Annotated in this window: 16 protein-coding genes; 3 read left to right on the top strand and 13 right to left on the bottom strand. The window is 71.2% G+C overall.

The window, feature by feature from the left end:
* Positions 1–47: 47 nt before the first annotated feature.
* Positions 48–1,871, bottom strand: a complete 1,824-nt coding sequence (gene aspS / locus IOE58_RS09845) for an aspartate--tRNA ligase (protein ID WP_193866212.1) — start codon at positions 1,869–1,871, stop codon at positions 48–50.
* Positions 1,872–2,134: 263 nt separating this feature from the next.
* Between aspS and IOE58_RS09840 the strand changes: the two genes are divergently transcribed.
* The gene (locus tag IOE58_RS09840) at positions 2,135–4,039 is read left to right on the top strand and encodes a DEAD/DEAH box helicase (RefSeq protein ID WP_193866211.1); all 1,905 of its coding nucleotides are present in this window, start codon (positions 2,135–2,137) and stop codon (positions 4,037–4,039) included.
* Between the two features lie 113 nt (positions 4,040–4,152).
* On the opposite strand, the gene trxA is transcribed toward IOE58_RS09840, so the two are convergent.
* The gene (gene trxA, locus IOE58_RS09835; RefSeq protein ID WP_193866210.1) at positions 4,153–4,524 is read right to left on the bottom strand and encodes a thioredoxin; all 372 of its coding nucleotides are present in this window, start codon (positions 4,522–4,524) and stop codon (positions 4,153–4,155) included.
* A 69-nt stretch (positions 4,525–4,593) separates the two neighbouring features.
* Positions 4,594–5,955, bottom strand: a complete 1,362-nt coding sequence (gene hisS, locus IOE58_RS09830) for a histidine--tRNA ligase (protein WP_193866209.1) — start codon at positions 5,953–5,955, stop codon at positions 4,594–4,596.
* Between the two features lie 410 nt (positions 5,956–6,365).
* On the opposite strand from hisS, the gene IOE58_RS09825 reads away from it, so the two are divergent.
* The gene (locus IOE58_RS09825) at positions 6,366–7,592 is read left to right on the top strand and encodes a DUF349 domain-containing protein (protein ID WP_348981940.1); all 1,227 of its coding nucleotides are present in this window, start codon (positions 6,366–6,368) and stop codon (positions 7,590–7,592) included.
* Positions 7,593–7,674: 82 nt separating this feature from the next.
* Positions 7,675–8,361, top strand: coding sequence for a hypothetical protein (locus IOE58_RS09820; RefSeq protein WP_193866208.1), 687 nt, complete (start codon positions 7,675–7,677; stop codon positions 8,359–8,361).
* Here the strand turns inward: IOE58_RS09820 and IOE58_RS09815 are convergent.
* The 10 genes from IOE58_RS09815 to IOE58_RS09770 form a co-directional block, all read right to left on the bottom strand.
* Positions 8,301–10,712 (bottom strand): RelA/SpoT family protein, encoded by a 2,412-nt coding sequence (locus IOE58_RS09815; protein ID WP_193866207.1) that lies wholly within the window; start codon positions 10,710–10,712, stop codon positions 8,301–8,303. The genes IOE58_RS09820 and IOE58_RS09815 overlap by 61 nt on opposite strands.
* A 78-nt stretch (positions 10,713–10,790) precedes the next feature.
* Positions 10,791–11,342, bottom strand: coding sequence for an adenine phosphoribosyltransferase (locus IOE58_RS09810; RefSeq protein ID WP_193866206.1), 552 nt, complete (start codon positions 11,340–11,342; stop codon positions 10,791–10,793).
* On the bottom strand, positions 11,339–12,556 hold the full coding sequence (gene secF / locus IOE58_RS09805) for a protein translocase subunit SecF (RefSeq protein ID WP_193866205.1): 1,218 nt from the start codon (positions 12,554–12,556) through the stop codon (positions 11,339–11,341). The genes IOE58_RS09810 and secF overlap by 4 nt, the downstream gene beginning before the upstream one ends.
* Positions 12,553–14,406, bottom strand: a complete 1,854-nt coding sequence (gene secD, locus IOE58_RS09800) for a protein translocase subunit SecD (protein ID WP_193866204.1) — start codon at positions 14,404–14,406, stop codon at positions 12,553–12,555. The genes secF and secD overlap by 4 nt, the downstream gene beginning before the upstream one ends.
* A gap of 86 nt (positions 14,407–14,492) precedes the next feature.
* Positions 14,493–14,957 (bottom strand): preprotein translocase subunit YajC, encoded by a 465-nt coding sequence (locus IOE58_RS09795; RefSeq protein ID WP_259891326.1) that lies wholly within the window; start codon positions 14,955–14,957, stop codon positions 14,493–14,495.
* 95 nt (positions 14,958–15,052) lie between these two features.
* On the bottom strand, positions 15,053–16,171 hold the full coding sequence (gene ruvB / locus IOE58_RS09790; protein WP_228019572.1) for a Holliday junction branch migration DNA helicase RuvB: 1,119 nt from the start codon (positions 16,169–16,171) through the stop codon (positions 15,053–15,055).
* On the bottom strand, positions 16,168–16,788 hold the full coding sequence (ruvA, locus tag IOE58_RS09785; protein WP_193866202.1) for a Holliday junction branch migration protein RuvA: 621 nt from the start codon (positions 16,786–16,788) through the stop codon (positions 16,168–16,170). Before ruvA ends, ruvB begins: the two co-directional genes overlap by 4 nt.
* Positions 16,789–16,814: 26 nt before the next feature.
* On the bottom strand, positions 16,815–17,405 hold the full coding sequence (ruvC, locus tag IOE58_RS09780) for a crossover junction endodeoxyribonuclease RuvC (RefSeq protein ID WP_193866201.1): 591 nt from the start codon (positions 17,403–17,405) through the stop codon (positions 16,815–16,817).
* 13 nt (positions 17,406–17,418) lie between these two features.
* The gene (locus IOE58_RS09775) at positions 17,419–18,177 is read right to left on the bottom strand and encodes a YebC/PmpR family DNA-binding transcriptional regulator (RefSeq protein ID WP_193866200.1); all 759 of its coding nucleotides are present in this window, start codon (positions 18,175–18,177) and stop codon (positions 17,419–17,421) included.
* Between the two features lie 118 nt (positions 18,178–18,295).
* A complete protein-coding gene (locus tag IOE58_RS09770; protein WP_193866199.1) occupies positions 18,296–19,729 on the bottom strand; it encodes a PrsW family intramembrane metalloprotease in 1,434 nt (477 codons plus the stop codon).
* Positions 19,730–19,820 lie beyond the last annotated feature (91 nt).

Here is a 19,820-nt window from a genome sequence, read left to right as displayed (position 1 = left end):
GCCCGGATCACCGGGCGGGCTTCGTCGTGCTCGGGGTCGCTGCGAGCTCAGGCCTGCTGGTCGCCGCCCGTCGGGCCCGCCTCGGCGCTGTCCTTCGCCTCCTTCTTCCTCGCGGGAGCTGCGGGCTTCGCGTCGATGCCGGCCTCCTTGCGCTGCTGCGGGGTGATCGGTGCCGGGGCCTGCGTGAGCGGGTCGTAGCCGCCGCCGGACTTCGGGTACGCGATCACCTCGCGGATCGACTCCACACCGGACAGCAGTGCCACCACGCGGTCCCAGCCGAAGGCGATGCCGCCGTGGGGCGGGGCACCGTAGGCGAAGGCGTCCAGCAGGAACCCGAACTTCTCCTGGGCCTCCTCGGGGCTCAGTCCCATCACCGCGAACACGCGCTCCTGCACGTCGCGGCGATGGATGCGGATCGAGCCGCCGCCGATCTCGTTGCCGTTGCACACCAGGTCGTAGGCGTCGGTGAGGGCGGCGCCCGGGTCGGTGTCGAAGGTGTCGAGGTACTCGGGCTTGGGTGCGGTGAAGGCGTGGTGCACAGCGGTCCAGGCACCGGAGCCGACGGCGACGTCGCCCGCGGCGACAGCGTCACCGGCGGGCTCGAACATGGGGGCGTCCACCACCCACACGAAGGAGAAGGCGTCGTGGTCGATCAGGCCCAGTCGCTCGGCGATCTCTGCCCGCGCGGCCCCCAGCAGGGCGCGGGAAGGCTTGGGCTCGCCGGCGGCGAAGAACACACAGTCGCCGGGCTCGGCGCCGACCTTCTGCGCGAGCCCCTCCTTCTCCTGCTCGGAGAGGTTCTTGGCGACCGGCCCGCCGAGGGTGCCGTCCTCCTGCACCAGCACGTAGGCCAGACCCTTGGCGCCGCGCTGCTTGGCCCACTCCTGCCAGGCGTCGAGCTGGCGGCGCGGCTGGGAGGCACCTCTGGCCATCACCACGGCACCGACGTAGGGCGCCTGGAACACCCTGAAGGGGGTGCTCGCGAAGTACTCGGTCATCTCCGTGATCTCGAGGTCGAAGCGCAGGTCGGGCTTGTCCGAGCCGTAGCGGCGCATCGACTCCTCATAGGTGATCCGCGGGATGGGGGTGCTGATCTCGTGCCCGGCCAGCGCCCACACGCTCTTCACGACGCCCTCGGCCATCGTGATCACGTCCTCCTGGTCCACGAAGCTCATCTCGATGTCGAGCTGGGTGAACTCGGGCTGGCGGTCCGCGCGGAAGTCCTCGTCGCGGTAGCAGCGGGCCAGCTGGAAGTACTTCTCCACGCCGCCCACCATCAGCAGCTGCTTGAACAGCTGCGGGGACTGCGGCAGCGCGTACCAGGAGCCGGGGGCCAGGCGCGCGGGGACCAGGAAGTCCCGGGCGCCCTCGGGGGTGGACCGGGTGAGGGTCGGCGTCTCCACCTCGACGAAGCCGTCGTCCAGGAGGGTCTCGCGCGCGGCGCGGTTGGCGTCCGAGCGCAGGCGCAGGATGCGAGCCGGGCCGGGCCTGCGCATGTCCAGGTACCGGTAGCGCAGACGGGTCTCCTCCCCGACCTCCGTGTGCTCGTCGAGCTGGAAGGGCAGCGGGGCAGAGGCGTTGAGCACCTCGACCTCGGTCGCGGTGACCTCGATGTCGCCGGTGGCCAGCTGCGGGTTCTCGTTGCCCTCGGGGCGGCGATCGACCGTGCCGATGACCTTCAGCACGTATTCGTTGCGCAGATGCATGGCCTCGTCCTCGCGCACCACCACCTGGGCCACCCCGGAGGCGTCGCGCAGGTCCAGGAAGGTCACGCCGCCGTGATCACGGCGGCGACCGATCCATCCGGTGAGGGTGACGGTCTGTCCGATGTGCTCCGGGCGGAGCTCGCCGGCGAGATGGGTGCGCAGCACGAGAAGTCCTTCATCACTAGGGGCGGGTACCGCGGATCCGGTGCGACCGGGCATCCGGGTCCGCGAGGCGGCACGGGCCGCCGGGGCCCAGCGTACCGCGCAGGGTGAGCGACATCGCCGGACGCACCCCTATCCCGGGGGCAGCCCCGCCCGTAGACTGTCACCTCGTCCGACCTGCGGTAGTGCGGGTCCACCCGCCCGTCGCCGTACGAGCACCGCCCTGCGCGACTCGCCGGGCTCCACCCCCACCGCCGAAGGACTTCATGACCGACGCTGCCCCTGCCCCCGAGTCGACCGACGACACACCCTCCCCCGCCCAGACCGGTTTCGACGACCTGGGGCTCTCGGCTCCTCTGCGCCGCGCCGTCGCCGAGCTCGGCTTCGAGCGGCCCTCCCCCATCCAGGTGCAGACGATCCCCGCGCTGCTCAGCGGGCGCGACGTCATCGGCGTCGCCCAGACCGGCACCGGGAAGACGGCCGCCTTCGGACTGCCGCTGCTGTCCGCCATGGATCCGGCGGAGAAGTCCGTCCAGGCGATCGTGCTGACCCCCACCCGCGAGCTCGCGATGCAGGTGGCCGATGCGATCACGTCCTTCGCCACCTCGATCGACGGTCTGGACGTGGTCGCCGTCTACGGCGGCTCCCCCTACGGCCCGCAGGAGAAGGCACTGCGCCGCGGCGTGCAGGTGGTCGTCGGCACTCCCGGGCGCGTGATGGATCACATGAAGCGCAGCACGCTGCGCCTGGACGGCGTGCGCTTCGCCGTCCTCGACGAGGCCGACGAGATGCTCCGCATGGGATTCGCCGAGGACGTGGAGGAAATCCTGTCCCACTCCCCCGCCACCCGCCAGGTGGCGCTGTTCTCGGCCACCATGCCTCCAGCCATCCAGAAGGTGGCCTCCGAGCACATGGACGACCCGGTCCGGGTGAGCGTCTCCCCGCAGTCCTCCACCGTGGACAGCGTGCACCAGAGCTACGCCGTGGTGCCGTTCCGGCATCGCACCGGTGCCCTGGCCCGGGTGCTGGCCACCACCGATGCGGAGGCCGCGATCGTGTTCGTGCGCACCCGCGCCGCTGCCGAGGAGGTGGGCTCCGAGCTGGTCTCCCGCGGCCTGGTCGCCGCGAGCATCAGCGGCGACGTCCCCCAGAAGGAGCGCGAGAAGATCGTCGAGCGCCTGCGCGACGGCTCCCTGAAGGTGCTGGTGGCCACCGACGTCGCCGCGCGCGGTCTGGACGTGGAGAAGATCGGCCTGGTCGTCAACTTCGACGTCCCGCGGGAGCCGGAGGCCTACGTGCACCGCATCGGCCGCACCGGTCGTGCCGGCCGCAGCGGTCAGGCAATCACCTTCATCGGTCCTCACGAGAGGCGCGCCCTGCGGGCGATCGAGAAGGCCACCCGTCAGACTCTCGAGGAAGCGCAGGTCCCCTCCCCGCGGGACGTGTCCAAGCATCGGCTGCAGGCCCTGCTGGGCAAGGCACCCGAGCGCCTGGAGCGGGGCCGCCTGGAGCTCTACCGCGAACTGATCGGCGAGTTCCTGGCCGAGAAGGAGCTCGATGCCGTGGAGCTGGCGGTCGCGCTGGCGGCAATGGGTGTGGGCGACGACGGCCCCGGCACCGTCACCGAGGACGAGGAGTTCACCGGCGCCACCCTCACCGGCCGCGATCGCGGCCGTGACCGCGGTGAGGACGAGCGGCGGCCCGCACCGCGCACCGAGAAGGGCTACACCGCCTACCGCATCGGTGTGGGCCACACCCACGGGGCGCGCCCGCCGGCCATCGTCGGGGCGATCACCGGCGAGGGGAACGTGAACGGGAAGGACGTCGGCAAGATCTCGATCTTCGGCAGCTTCTCCCTGGTGGAGATCCGCGGTGGGCTCAGCTCGCAGCAGCTGGCCGCGATCGGCTCGGCGAAGGTGGGCGGCCGTGAGCTGCGCATCGCCGCGGACCCCGGACCCCGTCGCGACCGCCGCCCGGCCGGCGACCGTCCGTTCCGCCGCGACGGCGACCGCTCCTTCACGAGGGACGGCGACCGCGGGTTCCGCCGGGAGGCAGATCGGTCGCTGCGACGCGACGGTGCCAAGCCGTGGCACCGCGAGGGCGGGGGCTCCCGCTTCGACTCCAAGCGCCGCTCCGGTTCGTTCCGTCGGCACGAGGGCAACGGGGACTGACGGCCCACCACGGGCCGCTGCGAGCGTCGCAGCTCGCAACCGGCCCCGGAGACGCGCCGAGGCCCGCATGCGATCGGATGCGGGCCTCGTGTCTCGTGGAGGAGCGGGGCTCGTCAGCCCTCCTGCTGCTCCTGCGCCTCGGCGTAGGCCTTGCGCACCTGGTCCATGTCCAGGTTCTTCACCTGGCCGATGAGGTCCTCCAGTGCCGACTGCGGCAGGGCCCCGGCCTGCGAGAACACCGGGATGCCCTCGCGGTAGGCGACCAGCGTGGGGATGGAGGTGACGCCGTAGCGCATGGCCAGCTGCTGCTGGTCCTCCGTGTCCACCTTCGCGAAGGTGACGTCGGTGTGCTCCTCGGCGGCCTTCTCGAAGATCGGGGCGAAGCGCTGGCAGGGAACGCACCAGCCCGCCCAGAAGTCGATCAGGACGATGCCGTCCTCGACGGTCGTGTCGTGGTTCTCAGCGGTCAGGGTGACTGTAGCCATGCCAGGACGAACGACGGGCGGGGCCGGCAGATTCCTTACCCGCACGCCGCGTGAGCCAGTTCACATCGGTCAGGCCCCGTCGGCCGGGACGATCCGCACGGTGCGGTCCTTCGCCGGCGGCTGCCAGGTGGCGACGTCGGCGGAGGACTGCTCACCGCTGCGGATGTCCTTGACCTCGTGCTCGCCGTCAGCGGAGGGGAACCACACGAAGGGGATCCCCCGTCGGTCGGCGTAGCGGATCTGCTTGCCGAGCTTCGCGGCAGTGGGGGCCACCTCGCACGGGATGCCGCGGGAGCGCAGCGCGCGGGCGACGGCGTCGCTGTCCGAGCGGGAGCCCTCGTCGGCCACCGACACCAGCACGCAGGTGGGGACAGGCCGGGTGGCGCGCACCATCTGCGCCGAGAGCATCCGCGCCACCAGGCGGGAGAGCCCGATGGACAGCCCCACCCCGGGGTAGCTGTGGCGGTTGTCGGTGGCCAGGGAGTCGTAGCGACCGCCCGAGCAGATCGAGCCCAGTCCCTCGTGCCCCTCGACGAAGCTCTCGAAGACGGTGCCCGTGTAGTAGTCGAGGCCGCGGGCGATCGAGAGGTCCGCCAGGATGACACCCGGGACGGCTGCCTCCACCCGTTCCACCACAGCGGTGAGCTCCTCGATGCCCTCCTCGACCATCTCGCCGCGGCCGCCGAGCTCGCGCACCTGCTCGGCGAAGGAGGCGTCACGGGTGCGGATCTGGGCGAAGGCGAGGCACGCGTCGGCCTGCTCGATGCTGGCGCCCGCCTCCCCCAGCAGCAGGTCGCGCACGGCCTCCTCGCCGATCTTGGGGAGCTTGTCGAGAGCGCGCAGAACGGCGGTGTGGTCCTCCAGGCCGATCGAGCGGAAGAAGCCCTCGGACAGCTTCCGGGTGTTGGCGTGGATGGTGACCGCGGGCAGGGGCAGGCGGGCCAGGATCTCGGCCATCACCACGGCCACCTCGGCCTCGATGTGGCCGGGCAGGGTGTCCTGCCCGATCACGTCGAGATCTGCCTGGTAGAACTCTCGGAATCGGCCGTCCTGGGGGCGCTCGCCGCGCCACACCTTCTGCACCTGGTACCGGCGCAGCGGGAAGGCGAGGTCGTTCTGGTGCTCGAGGACGTACCGGGCCAGGGGCACGGTGAGGTCGAAGTGCAGGCCCAGGGTGCGCGCCGGGTCGGATCCCGCCCCGGCGGCCGAGGCGTCCTCGTCCTCGGCGTGCAGGCGGCGCAGCACGTACACCTCCTTGTCGATCTCCCCCTTGCGCAGCAGCTGCTCGAGCGGCTCGACCGCGCGGGTCTCGATGCCGGAGAACCCGTGCAGCTCGGCGACCTCGCGGAACACGTCGATGACGTGCTGCTCGACAAGGCGCTCGGAGGGCAGCCATTCGGGGAATCCGGACAGGGCGGAGATCTTCGCCACGGGATGCACTTCCTTCACGGGAGGCGGTCTTGGACGGGCCCGACCATTATGGCCCCGGCGAGGAGACGGATGCGGAGCGGATCACCTGCCGAATCGCTGTAGAGTTCCTCTCGTGGCGCTCCCCTTCCGGAGCGCCGCGACAGCCCCGCCGTCCCGGTGACGGCCCGTCCCGCCCCGCAGCGGATCAGATCGAAGGAGCTCAGTCGTGAGCGAGTCCGAGACCCCGTCCCCCGCAGGCCGCACCATCGGCGAGCCCGAAGCCCCGAGCGGTCCCCGCCCTCACCTCGACCGGGCGCGCCCTCCCTGCCGCTCTGGCCGGCAAGAAGCCCTCGGCTCCCCTGCTCCCCGCGGTCCCCCCGCCCGCGCAGTACGACGAGGCGGCGATCGCTGCGGCGCGGGAGTTCGGCTCCGTGGCCGAGGACGGCACGGTGACCGTGCAGGACGGGACGCAGGTGCGCACGATCGGCACCACCGCCGAGGCCGACCGCGACAAGGCGCTGGAGCCCTTCGCTCGGGCATACCTGGACCTGGTGGCCTTCCTCGATCTCACCGAGAAGAGGCTCGCCGCACCGGAGCACACCCAGAACGATCTGAACCGTCTGCTGGAGAACCTTCGCAAGAACATGAAGGAGCCTCAGGTGGTCGGTGACATCCCGGCCCTGCGGGCGCGGGCACACGATCTGCGCGAGAACGCGAAGTCGAAGATCCAGGCCCTGGAGGCGGAGCGGGTGGCCGCTCGGGAGGAGGCCACGGCGCGCCGCACCGAGTTCGTCGAGTCCATCGAGGCGCTGGTGGCGACCGATCCCTCGCAGATCTCCTGGAAGAGCGCCGGGGAGACCATGCGTCAGATGGTCCCCACGTGGAAGACGATGCAGTCCGAGGGCGTGTCGCTGGACCGCCCCACCGAGGAGGCGCTGTGGAAGCGGCTGTCCTCGGCCCGGGCCTCCTTCGACCGCATGCGCAAGCAGTTCTTCTCGCAGCTCGATGAGAAGCACGGCGAGGCCGCGCAGGTCAAGGAGCAGCTCATCGCCGAGGCGGAGTCGATGAAGGACTCCACCGACTGGGGGCCGACCGTCCGCGCCTACAAGGACCTGATGGACCGGTGGCGCAGGGCTCCCCGGGGCAGCCGCAAGAAGGACGACGCCCAGTGGGCCCGCTTCAAGGCCGCCCAGGATCACTTCTTCGCCGCCCGCAACGAGGACCTCAAGGCCACCGAGGGCGAGCAGAAGGAGAACCTGAAGGTCAAGGAAGCACTGCTGGCCGAGGCACAGGCCATCGACCCGAAGCGGGACCTGGAGGGCGCCAAGTCCGCGCTGCGCTCCATCCAGGACCGCTGGGAGGAGGCCGGGAAGGTGCCGCGCTCGGACATGCACCGCATCGAGGACGGCCTGCGGGCCGTCGAGCGCGCGGTGCGCAAGGCCGAGGAGGACGAGTGGCGCCGAACCGACCCGCGCACCAAGGCGCGTGTCGAGGGTGCGTCCTCTCAGCTGCATGCGGCCATCTCCGGCTACGAGGAGGCGCTGGAGAAGGCAAGGGCGTCCGGTGACCCGAAGCGGATCGCAGAGGCCGAGGCCGCCCTCGAGGCCCGCAAGGAGTGGCTGGCGGTCATCGAGCGCTCGGCTCGCGACCTCGGCTGAGCGAGGATCCTCCCCACCGCATCCCGTCCACAATCGGCCGGTCCCCATTGTCGGGGCCGGCCGGTTGCGTCATCGTCGGTGCATGGACCCCCTCGGCGACGACGCTCCCTGTGCGGCATGGTCGCAGCATGCGGCGGAGCTCGCCGTCCCGCTCGCCGCCGAGCTGCAGGCCTGGCCGGAGTCCCCCACCATGGACTCCCTGGTCGCCGACGGCTACCTGCAGCGCATCGTGCCGGGCGTGTTCGTCCCGCCCGATGTCCTGAGCAGTGCCCTCCGGCGCGCTCTGCTGCTGGGTGCTGCCATCGGGCCACAGCTGCGCTCCCACCACGTGATCGCCGGTGAATCCGCTGCGTGGGTGATCCTGGGCGGGACGCCACCGGCGCCGGCCCGGCTGCTGACGCCGGCGCACCGCAGCCGCGTGGCGGGGGTCCGGGTCGCGCACGCCTCGTTCAGCTCCGGTGACGTCGAGACCGTCGGCGGCGCGCCGGTGACCTCGCCGGTGCGCACAGCCCTGGATCTGCTGCGCTTCGCCGATGCCACGACCGCCGCTCGCTGTGTGCGGGCCCTGCTGGAGTCCGGCCACGTCACCGAGGCGGAGGTCGAGGGTCAGCTGCACTCCCTCGGCCACCACTACCTCACCCGGACCGCGCATCGACGGCTGGAGGCCCTGCTGACCGGGACAGCTTCCCTCGCGCCGCCCGCGCCCGCTCAGGAGGCTGAGAGCGGGGCGGCCGCGGAGACCGGCTTGCCGTCGGCCGTGACCCGGTAGACGTCGTACACGCCCTCGACCCGCCGCACCTGCGCCAGCACCGACTGCAGATGCGCCGGATCCGCGAGCTCGAAGGAGAAGTACCCGGTGGCCAGGCGATCGTCGTGGGACTGGGCGGAGGCTGACTGCAGGTTCACCTGCTGCTCGGAGATCACCAGGGCCAGATCGGTCAGCAGGCGGGAGCGGTCCAGCGCTTCCACCTTGATGTGCACCAGGTAGGCCGATCCCATCCGGCCGGACCAGTGCACGTCCACCAGGCGGTCGGGCTGGTTCTGGCGCAGCTGCTCCGCATTGCCGCAGCTGGTGTGGTGCACGGAGATGCCGGAACCCCGGGTGACGAAGCCGATGATCGGATCACCCGGCACGGGAGCGCAGCACTTGGCCAGCTTGACCCACAGGTCAGTCTGTCCGTCCACCACCACGCCCTGGTCGGTGTCGGAGACGTGCCGCTGCGCCCGGGAGGGTCGCGAGCGGGCCTTCGATGGCAGCGCCATCTCGGCCACGTCCTCGGCGGCGCCGTCGGACCCTCCGAAAGTGGCCCGCAGCTTCTCCACCACGTTCTGCGTGCCCACATGGCCCTCGCCGATCGCGGTGTACAGGGCATCGACCGAGCCGAGGTTGAGATCCGAGGCCACCGTGGCGAGGGTCTCGTGGGTGAGCAGTCGCCGCATCGGCAGGTCCTGCCGGCGCAGCGCCTTGGCGAGATCCTCCTTGCCCTTGTCCAGGGCGCCCTCGCGGCGCTCCTTGGAGAACCACTGGCGGATCTTGGTGCGCGCGCGGGCGGACTTCACGAAGCCGAGCCAGTCCTGGCTGGGGCCCGCACCGGGTGCCTTGGAGGTGAACACCTCGACCACGTCGCCCGTGTTCAGCGTGGACTCCAGCGACACCAGCCGACCGTTGACCCGCGCCCCCATGGTGCGGTGCCCCACCTCGGTGTGCACCGAGTAGGCGAAGTCCACCGGGGTGGATCCCTGGGGGAGGGCCAGCACGTCCCCCTTGGGGGTGAAGACGTAGACCTCCTGGGTGTTGATCTCGAAGCGAAGGGAGTCGAGGAACTCCCCGGAGTCGGTCGTGTCCTTCTGCCATTCCATCAGCTGACGCAGCCACGTGGCCTCGTCGCTGATGGCGCGGGGCGAGGAGCTGCTGCCGGCCATCGCCTTGTACTTCCAGTGGGCCGCGACGCCGTACTCCGCTCGTCGATGCATCTCCCAGGTGCGGATCTGGATCTCCACCGGCTTCCCGGTGGGCCCGATCACCGTGGTGTGCAGCGACTGGTACAGGTTGAACTTGGGCAGCGCGATGTAGTCCTTGAACCGCCCCGGAACGGGCGACCACCGCGCGTGCAGGATCCCCAGCACGCCGTAGCAGTCCCGCACCGTGTCCACCAGCACGCGCACGCCCACCAGGTCGTAGATGTCGGCGAAGTCCCTGCCGCGCACGATCATCTTCTGGTAGATCGAGTAGTAGTGCTTGGGACGGCCCGTGACCTCCGCCTTGATCTTCGCCTTGCGCACGTCCTCCCGGATCTGCCGTGAGACTGCGGAGAGGTGCTGCTCCCGCGCCGGGGCGTGCTGGGCCACCAGCGCCACGATCTCCTCGTACACCTTGGGGTACAGCGCCTGGAAGGAGAGGTCCTCCAGCTCCCACTTCATCGTGTTCAGGCCCAGCCGGTGCGCCAGCGGGGCGTAGATCTCCAGGGTCTCCTTGGCCTTGCGCTCCGCGGAGGCCGCCGGGACGTACTTCCAGGTGCGCGCGTTGTGGACGCGGTCGGCCAGCTTGATCAGCAGCACCCGCACGTCGCGACTCATCGCCACGATCATCTTGCGCACCGTCTCGGCCTGGGCGGCCTCCCCGTAGGTGACCTTGTCCAGCTTGGTGACGCCGTCCACCAGCACGGCGATCACCTCACCGAAGTCCTCACGGAGCTGGTCCAGGGAGTAGTCGGTGTCCTCGACGGTGTCATGCAGCAGGGCGGCGGCGATCACCTCGGCGGGAGAGCTCAGCTCGGCGAGGATGGTGGCGACCGAGACCGGGTGGGTGATGTACGGGTCGCCGCTCTTGCGCATCTGCCCGCGGTGGGCGCGCTCGGCCACGGTGAAGGCGCGCTGGATCAGCGCCAGCTCCTCCTTGGAGCGGCCAGGTGCGAAGGTCTCGAGCAGCGGGACCAGCAACGGGGAGGTGCTGGAGGCAGGCCGGGAGCCGAAGAAGGACAGCCGGGAGCGGCCGCGCCGCGGGGGGACGGCCGGGCCTTCAGAAGCAGAAGCAGGGCTCGAGGGCGAGGAGGCAGGGCTCAAGGGCGACCTCTCGGAGGCCCGCCCCACGGCGCCCTCGGGTACGGTGCGGTCCTGCACTGCTCACCTCCTGCCTGAGACGGTCAGTCTACGCTCGCAGCGGTGCAGGTCGGACCCGAGTCCGCGGGCAGCCGGGTCTCAGTTCGGGATCGACCAGACCGTGGTGATCGGGACGTCCGGGAGCCGTTCGCGGCCCTGCAGCCCCTCCAGCTCGATCAGGAACGAGGCACCCAGCAGCTCCACACCGAAGGTGCGCGTGAGCTCCACCGTCGCGGCCGCGGTGCCGCCGGTGGCGAGCAGGTCGTCGACCACCAGGGTGCGGGCCCCCGCGGGCAGGGCGTCCTTCTGGATCTGCACCTCCGCCGAGCCGTACTCGAGGTCATAGCGCAGGGAGGCAGGGGCGCCGGGGAGCTTGCCGGCCTTGCGCACGGGCACGAATCCGGCTCCGAGCTCGTAGGCCAGCGGCGCACCGAGCACGAACCCGCGGGCCTCGGTGCCCACGATGTACTCGATGTTCTCCGGGAGCATGCCCACCCAGTACTCGATGACCGTGCGCAGCGCCTTCGCGTCGCGCAGCAGCGGCGTGATGTCCCGGAACAGCACTCCGGGCTCCGGGAAGTCGGGGTACTCGGCTATATGGGTGCCGAGCAGGTCGGCGACCTGCTGGGCGAGGCGGTGGTCGGCGGTCATGGCTGTCCTCGTCGTGGTGCGTTCCGACGCCGACGTGAGGTGCGGCGCGGCTGGTATCGGGTGCGGTCGGCGGCTGTGGAGTGCGGCGCATCATCCGATCGGTCCTCGGTCGGCGCGGCGTCCGTGCGCTCGGCGACCTCGGTGTCCACGTCATCCGGGTCCCGGTCGGCGGCCTGTTCGACATCGCGCTCACCGGTGTCGGCCTCGACGTGGGCCGGGTCCTCGGCTCCCGGGTCCTCGGCGTCATACCCGCCGCGGACGCGGCGCGTGTGGGCGACGATCTCCGGCTCCCGGCGCCGGAGGTCCACCAGGAGCCCGGGGGCCAGCAGGATCGAGGAGTAGGTGCCGGCCAGCATGCCGACGAACAGCGCCAGGGAGATGTCCTTCAGCGTGCCGGCCCCCAGCACGAAGGCGCCGATCGCCAGGATCGCGCCGACGGGGAGCAGGGCGACCACCGAGGTGTTGATCGAGCGCACCAGGGTCTGGTTCGCGGCACGCTCCACCTGTTCGGCGAAGGTGAAGCGGTGCTGGGAGGTGAGGTCCTCGGTGTTCTCGCGCACCTTGTCGAACACGACGATCGTGTCGTACAGGGAGTAGCCGAGGATGGTCAGGAAGCCGATCACGGTGGCCGGGGTGATCTCGAAGCCCACCACCAGGTACACGGCGATGGTGAGCGCCATGTCGTGCAGTAGCGCCAGCATCGCGGCGATCGAGGCCTTGAGGTTGCGGAAGTACAGCGCCATCGTCAGGGCCACCAGCGCCAGGAACACGGCGACGCTCCGCAGCATCTTCTGAGTGATGTCGCCGCTCCACACCGGTCCCACGAAGGAGGTCGAGACGTTCGAGGTCTCCACCCCGTACCCCTCGGCGAGCTCCTGGGCCAGGGTGCTGGTCTCGGCGGGATCCAGCTGCTCGGTCTGCACCCGCAGGGTGTCCTGGCCGAGCACCGAGATCTTGGGCTCGTTGGTGGGCACGTGCTCGCGCACGATGTCGCGGGCCACGGCCTGATCGGCATCGCCCACACCGGCGATCTGGAACTCCGATCCCCCGGTGAACTCGATTCCCAGGGCCGGGCCGCGCAGGGCCCCGATGGTGCCCAGCACCAGCAGCACCACGGCGCTGAGCAGGTACCAGGTGCGGCGTCGACGCACGAAGGGGAAGGAGCGGGTCCCGTCGTGCAGGGAGTTGCCGAAGGAGGACAGTGCGGTGGTCATCGGTTCTCCTCCCCGGTCGGATCTGAACCTCTGCTGGGCGGATCCTCCTGCGCGCTCTCCTGGGCACGCAGTGCCTTGCGCTCGGCCAGGGTGAGCCGCGGCTCCGGCTCGACGGCCCGGGAGCTGCGCCCGCGGGGCCGGGTCTCGCTCAGCGTGCGCACCCGCCCTCGGCCGGCGTAGGCGGGCACGCTGCGGCCCAGCATCGCGGGGTCCAGGCCGCTCATCGGGTGCCCCTTGCCGAAGAACCGGGTGCGCACGAGGGTCTGCAGCAGGGGGTGGGTGAACAGGAACACCACCACAAGGTCCAGGATCGTCGTGATGCCCAGCACGAAGGCGAATCCGCGCACACCGCCGGTGGACAGCGCGTACAGCACCACCGCGGCAATCAGGTTCACCGCGTCGGAGGCAAGGATGGTCTGGCGCGCACGGGCCCAGCCGTGATCGACGGCGGAGACGATCCCGCGGCCGTCGCGGATCTCGTCCCTGACCCTCTCGAAGTACACGATGAAGGAGTCGGCGGTGAAGGCGATCGAGACGATCAGGCCCACCACTCCCGCCAAGGAGAGCCGGTAGCCGATCTCGGGGATGTTGGAGAGCACCGTGAGGATGCCGTAGGCGAGCGTCCCCGTCACGATCAGGCTGCCTGTGGTGACCACCGCCAGGGCCCGGTACTGACCGATCGCGTAGAGCACCACCAGCGCCAGCCCGATGAGGCCGGCGATCAGGCCCTTCTCCAGCTGGTCCGAGCCGAGCGTGGCGGAGATCTGCTGCTCGGAGGCGACCTCGAACTCCAACGGCAGCGCGCCGAAGCGCAGCTGGTCCGCGAGCTGGGAGGCCTGCTCCTGGGTGAAGTTGCCGGAGATGGAGGCCTCACCGCCCGGGGAGGGCTCCTCCACGGTGGGGGCGGAGATGACCAGGCCGTCCAGGACGATGGCGAAGGCCGTGGTGGCGCCCTCGCCGCCGTAGAGCGCCTGCGTCATGTGGGAGAAGGACTGCGCGGCGTCGTCCTGGAAGCGGATGTTGGTGACGAAGAAGCCGGTGGGCTGCCCGGTGGGGGTCATGTCGGAGCCCACGCTGGCATCGCGCACGGCAGAGCCGGCCACCACCTGGGGGCCGAGCACGAACTTCTGGGTGCCGTCGGGGTCGCAGGCCACGACCGGTTCATCCGGTGCGGCCTGGGAGACCCGCTCCTGCTGGGCGGCCGGGTCGGTGCAGTCGACCGTCATCAGCTCGTTCTGGATCTCGGCGGTGAGCCAGTCCATGGACCACGCGGGGTACGGCAGGTCGTCCTGACCGGGAGCGGTGGGCGTGGGTGCCATCGAGGGATCAGTGCCCACCAGGGGGTCGAACTGCAGGGCGCTGGGATCGGCGGGCGGCTGGGAGGTCTCGCCGCTGCCAGCGTCGCCACCGGCATCGGAGGCGCCCGCGTCCGAGCCGCCGCCGTCGGAGGGAAGCGCCTCCCCGGTACCCTCGGGTGCGACCACGCCCAGCACCGGGCGGAAGCCCATGGCGGCCGTCTGCCGCAGGGCCTCGGAGGTGGCCTGGTCCATCGTGCCCGGTACGTCGATGACGATGTTGGTGCCGCCCTGCACGGTGATCTCGGTCTCTGCCACACCCATGGCGTTCACGCGCTGGGCGATGATCTGCCGGGCCTGCTCCATGGCGTCCCGGTCGATCGGCGAGCCGTCACGGGAGGTGGCCTGCAGGATCACCTGCGTACCACCGGCCAGATCGAGGGACAGGGCCGGTGCCGGGTGCCAACCGCCCCACTTCGTGCCGGCGGCGATACCACCGCCCAACAGCAGGATGAGCACCGCGAGTGCGGCAAGAGCTAGACGGCGCAGGGGCATGGAGCGCGGTTCCTCAGGACGACGGGCAGGTCAATGCGATGGGCAGGGCAGCGGGAGGCGCCGGGAGACGGCTGATCAGGCGATGATCAGCGCTGGCGGCGATCCTGTTCGTACCCGTCGCTCTCCGAGGTCCCGGCCGGGTCCTCGCGACGAACGCTGTCATCGTACGGCGTGGAGAGATCGTCCGAGACCGCCGAGGGAGCGGGGTCGACGCGCTCCTGGTCCTCCAGCGCGGGGTCCAGCCGATCGGCCTCGGCGCCATCGGCGGTCGCGGCCTCCGCGGCCGGGCCGGTGGGCTGGGCGAGACCGGAGATCGCGCGGCGGTCCCACTTCATCTGGGCCCCGTTCTCCGTCTCCAGGATCACCTGGTCGCCGAACTCCTCGACGATGATGCCGTAGAAGCCCGAATGGGTGCGCACCTCGTCGCCGATGCCCAGCTGGGACACCGCCTCCATCTGCTGCTGCTGCATCTTGCGCTGACGGCTGGAGAGCCAGACCATCGGCAGCATCAGCAGGGCGAACATGAACAGGAGCGGGAGCAGGGATTCCACAGGGTTCCTTCCGACGGGCGGCCCGGGAGCAGTGGTCAGGGGGCGAAGGGCACAGCGGTGCCCGGGTCGGGCCGCCCCACTCTACCGCTCCGGGATCAGAAGCGACCCAGCGGCGGCGTGGTGCCGGTCTGCGGCTCCGGGGGTGCAAGCCCCAGATGGCTCCACGCCGAGGGTGCCGCGGTGCGTCCTCGCGGTGTGCGCACCAGGAAGCCCTCCCGCACCAGGTAGGGCTCGACCATGGTCTCCACCGTCTCGGTCTCCTCCCCCACGGCGACGGCGAGGGTGGACAGCCCCACCGGTCCCCCGGCGAACCGTGTGCACAGGGCACTGAGGACGGCGCGGTCCAGCCGGTCCAGCCCGCGCTCGTCGACCTCGTACACCCGCAGGGCCTCGCGGGCCGCCTCCAGGTCCAGGGTGCCGGTGCCGCGCACCTGCGCCCAGTCCCTGACCCGCCTCAGCAGACGGTTGGCGATGCGGGGGGTGCCGCGGGAGCGGGAGGCGATCTCGGCGGCGGCCTCGTCCTCCAGCTCCACCTCCAGTCGCACCGCGGAGCGCCGTACCACCTCGCGCAGCTCTCCGGACCCGTAGTAGTCCAGGTGCCCCACGAAGCCGAACCGGTCGCGCAGCGGAGCGGGCAGCAGGCCTGCCCGGGTGGTGGCACCCACCACGGTGAACGGGGGCAGGTCCAGCGGGATCGCAGTGGCGCCCACCCCCTTGCCCACCACCACGTCCACCCGGAAGTCCTCCATGGCGATGTACAGCATCTCCTCGGCGGGCCGTGCCAGGCGATGCACCTCGTCGATGAACAGCACCTCGCCCTCGTCCAGGGAGGAGAGGATCGCGGCGAGGTCCCCGGCGTGCTGCACGGCCGGCCCGGAGGTGATGCGCAGGGGCGCGGACAGCTCGGCGGCGATGATCATCGCCAGGGGGGGCTTGCCCAGGCCCGGAGGGCCGGACAGCAGCACGTGCTCCGGGGTGCGGCCGCGGCCGGTGGCGGCCTCCAGCACCAGCGAGAGCTGATCGCGGACCACCTGCTGGCCCACGAACTCCTCGAGCCGACGAGGTCGCAGCGCCGCCTCGGCGGCACGTTCGGGGGCGACGGCATCGGGGTCGGTGAGGTGCCCGGGATGCTGGTCCTCGGCGCCCTCCTCGAACCTCTCGCTCACCCCCGCGCCCCCCTTAGCGCTCAGGCCCTGGTCCTTGCTCGCGCTCATCGGGCGCTCGCCAGTCCGCGCAGGGCGCTGCGCAGCAGGGACGCGGCATCCAGGTCGGAGCCCTCGCCCTCGCGGGCGGTGGCGACAGCGCCGGCGGCGGCCTTCTCCGGCCAGCCCAGGCCCACCAGGGCCTCGATCACATCGGCGTCGATCCCGCCTCCGCCGGCGGCGGCCGGCGACCCTGCCGGGGCGGTGGTGCTCGCCGGCGCCCCGCTGGGGGTGGCGAGCTTGCCGCTCAGCTCGAGGATCATCCGCCCGGCGACCTTCGGCCCGATGCCTGGTGTGCGGGTGATGGTCCGGACGTCCTCCTCGGCCACGGCCCGGCGCAGCTCCTCCGGCTCCAGCACCGCCAGCACCGCCAGGGCGATGCGGGGACCGATCCCGGAGACCGACTGGACGATGCGGAAGATCTCCGTCTCCTCGGGGTGGGGGAATCCGTACAGGGTCAGCGAGTCCTCGCGCACCACCAGCTCGGTGTGGAGGGTGAGCTCGGCACCGTGGCGGGTGGAGGCCAGGGCCTGCGGCGTGGTGCGCACCAGATAGCCGATGCCGCCCACCTCCAGCACCAGCGCGTCCAACTCGATGCGGGCCACGCGCCCGGTCAATGAAGCGATCACGCGGCCACCCTAGAACGAGTGTTCGATCAGAAGCGGGAGGTGGAGGAGTCCCGGGCGCGTCGGGCCGCGCGCTCCGCCTCCGCCCAGCGCGCCTGGGCGCTGGTGCGCGCCCCGCCGGTGGAGTCCAGCCGCACCGGCCCGGGCCCCCGCCACAGCTGGGTGAGCGCGATCGCGACTGCGTCAGCGGCATCGGCGGGCTTGGGCGGGGCGTCCAGGCCCAGCAGCTTCACCAGTACGGCCTGGATCTGCTTCTTGTCGGCGCGGCCGTACCCGGTGACCGCGGCCTTGACCTCCGAGGGCGTGTGCATGGCGATCGGGATGCGCCGCTCGGCGGCGAGCAGGATCGCGATCCCGGACACCTGAGCGGTGCCCATCACGGTGGGGGTGTTGTTCTGACTGAACACGCGCTCGACAGCGACCACGTCCGGGGCGTGCTCCTCGATCGACGCGCGCAGCCCGCGGGAGATGGCCAGCAGGCGCTGGTCGATCGGGTCCTCGCTCGAGGAGCGCACCACCCCGGCGGCCACCAGCGTGGCACGTCGACCCCCGGCGGAATCCAGCACGCCGATGCCGCAGCGGGTCAGCCCGGGGTCCACCCCCAGCACACGCAGCGACATCGGCGTGCGGACCTCAGTCCTCGTCCTCGAGCTGTGCGGCGACCTCGGCGGGGATGTCCACGTTGGAGTAGACCTCCTGCACGTCGTCGCTGTCCTCGAGCGCGTCGATCAGCTGCAGCACCTTCTTCGCACCGTCCAGTTCTACGGGGGTGCGCATGGTGGGCACGAACTGGGCCTCGGCGCTGTCGTAGTCGATGCCCGCCTCCTGGAGCGCGGTGCGCACCGCCACCACATCGGTGGCGGCGGAGTGGATCTCGAAGGTCTCCCCCTCCTCGAGGATCTCCTCCGCACCGGCGTCCAGCACCACCTCCAGCAGGTTCTCCTCGCTGAGCTCGCCCCGAGGCACGGTGACGACGCCCTTGCGCTCGAAGAGGTAGGAGACCGAGCCGGAGTCCGCCATGTTGCCGCCGTTGCGGCTGAAGGCCAGACGCACCTCGGAGACCGCGCGGTTCTTGTTGTCGGTGAGGCACTCCACCAGGACGGCCACCCCACCGGGGGCGTAGCCCTCGTACATGAGGGTCTCGTAGTTGACGCCGCCGCCGTCGAGCCCGCCGCCCCGCTTGACGGCACGGTCGATGTTGTCATTGGGGACGGAGGTCTTCTTGGCCTTCTGGATGGCGTCGAACAGGGTGGGGTTGCCGGCCGGGTCGGGGCCGCCCATCCGGGCTGCCACCTCGATGTTCTTCACCAGCTTGGCGAACAGCTTGCCCCGCTTGGCGTCCAGAGCGGCCTTCTTGTGCTTGGTGGTCGCCCACTTGGAATGCCCGGCCATCGTTCTCCTCCCGATCACGTGCGTCCTGTCGGCGGCCCATTCTACGGGGCGGCCCTCGACCTCGGCCGCCAGCGGTTCCTTGCATACGCCGTGGACCGCCGCTCGCGCGGGGATGACCTCAGGCGCAGACGGCGGAGGCAGCCCGACCCGCAGGAGCTGCGGCCCCATCGGCAGCCGGCCGGGTCACCTCGCGCACGACGGGCGCGGTGAGGGCGCCGATCAGGCGACGATCCGCGGTGATGATCTCCAGCAGCTCGCGCTCGCGCATGCGGGATCGTCGAGTGGGTCTGCCGAACAGGACGCTGTGGCGGTCCAGAGCCAGCTCGACCGCGGCGCGGATGAGATCGCGCATGCCCATGCGCGCCAGAGCCCCGTGGCGACCCGCCCACTTCTCCGCCTTCCGGCGCCGCCGCATCGACAGCAGCATGGTCACCTCGTCGGGCGAGAACCATCCCGCCCTGCCGTACTCGCTGAGCTGGCGGCGCAGGATGCGGCGCTCGCGCACCCGCAGCCAGATGGCGATGGCGGCCAGCAGCACGAAGATGGGCACCTGGACGGTGAGGTAGTAGCGCAGGAACCCGGCGAGCGGGTCCGCGGGGTCGACCTCGATGAAGAAGGCCGAGCCGTTCCACAGGGCGTGCAGCACCATGCCCAGCGAGAGCCCGCCGATGCCGAGGCCGAAGTACAGCATCAGCGACCGGCGCTCCGCCGCGATCCCCAGCCCCAGGCCGCACAGCGCGGTGAAGGACACATGGGCGAAGGGCGAGAGCAGGCCGCGCAGGTAGAAGGTCTGCCAGAACACGGCCACCTCCCCCATCGCCTGGGCCTGGTGGAAGGATTGCCCGAAGTACAGGATGTTCTCGGTGAAGGCGAAGCCCCCCGCGATCAGCGCCGCATAGACCACGCCGTCGATCGGGCCGCCGATGAAGCGCCGCCCCCAGCACAGCAGAGCGATCAGGCCCAGGGACTTGGTGAACTCCTCGACCACGGGGGCCTGGATCACCGCACCCAGGAACTCGGCGGTGATGGCCTCGGGCTCGGGGGGGCTGATCCAGGCGGTGAAGAAGCCGCCGAAGAAAAGGGTCAGGCCCACGGACCCGGCAGCGCCCCAGATGAACGCATAGACCAGGGTGAGGCGGGGCTGGGGGGTGTAGCGGTCGAGCCACCAGATCGCCAGCAGCACGATCGTGACCGGCACCAGGGCAGCGGTGAACGCCACCAGCGAGGTGCCGAAGCCGAGCGGCCTGATCGCGAAGAGGTAGACACCCGCGGCCACCAGCAGCAGCCCCAGGATGGAGCCTCCCCATACGAGCCACTGCAGCCAGGCGCGCCGCCTGCGCACCCGTGGCGTCCGTGCATCGCCGAGCCTGACCGGGCCGCGGGGATCGACGCGATCGACGTCGTAGCCGTAGCCGTCGTTGCGGGGGTCTGGACCCGGCGGGCCCTGACCGTCGCGCCGAACCGGCCCGGGTGCTCCTCGCGGTGGCAGCGGACCGGGCTGTTGCCCGGGGGCCCCGGCGGGGGTGCGCGCGGGAGCGTCAGTGCGGTTCATCCTGTGCTCCCCTCCCCCGAGTGATCGCCGTGGCACCTGGCGCGCGGTGACCTGGGCCGCGGCCATGGTAGCTCAGCGCCGTGCCCCGGCA

Origin of the sequence: Brachybacterium epidermidis (genome assembly GCF_015209585.1) — a bacterium.
Classification (GTDB): Bacteria; Actinomycetota; Actinomycetes; order Actinomycetales; family Dermabacteraceae; genus Brachybacterium; species Brachybacterium epidermidis.
The sequence above is the reverse complement of the archived record's forward strand: the minus strand, read 5'-3'. Positions and strand labels throughout refer to the sequence as shown.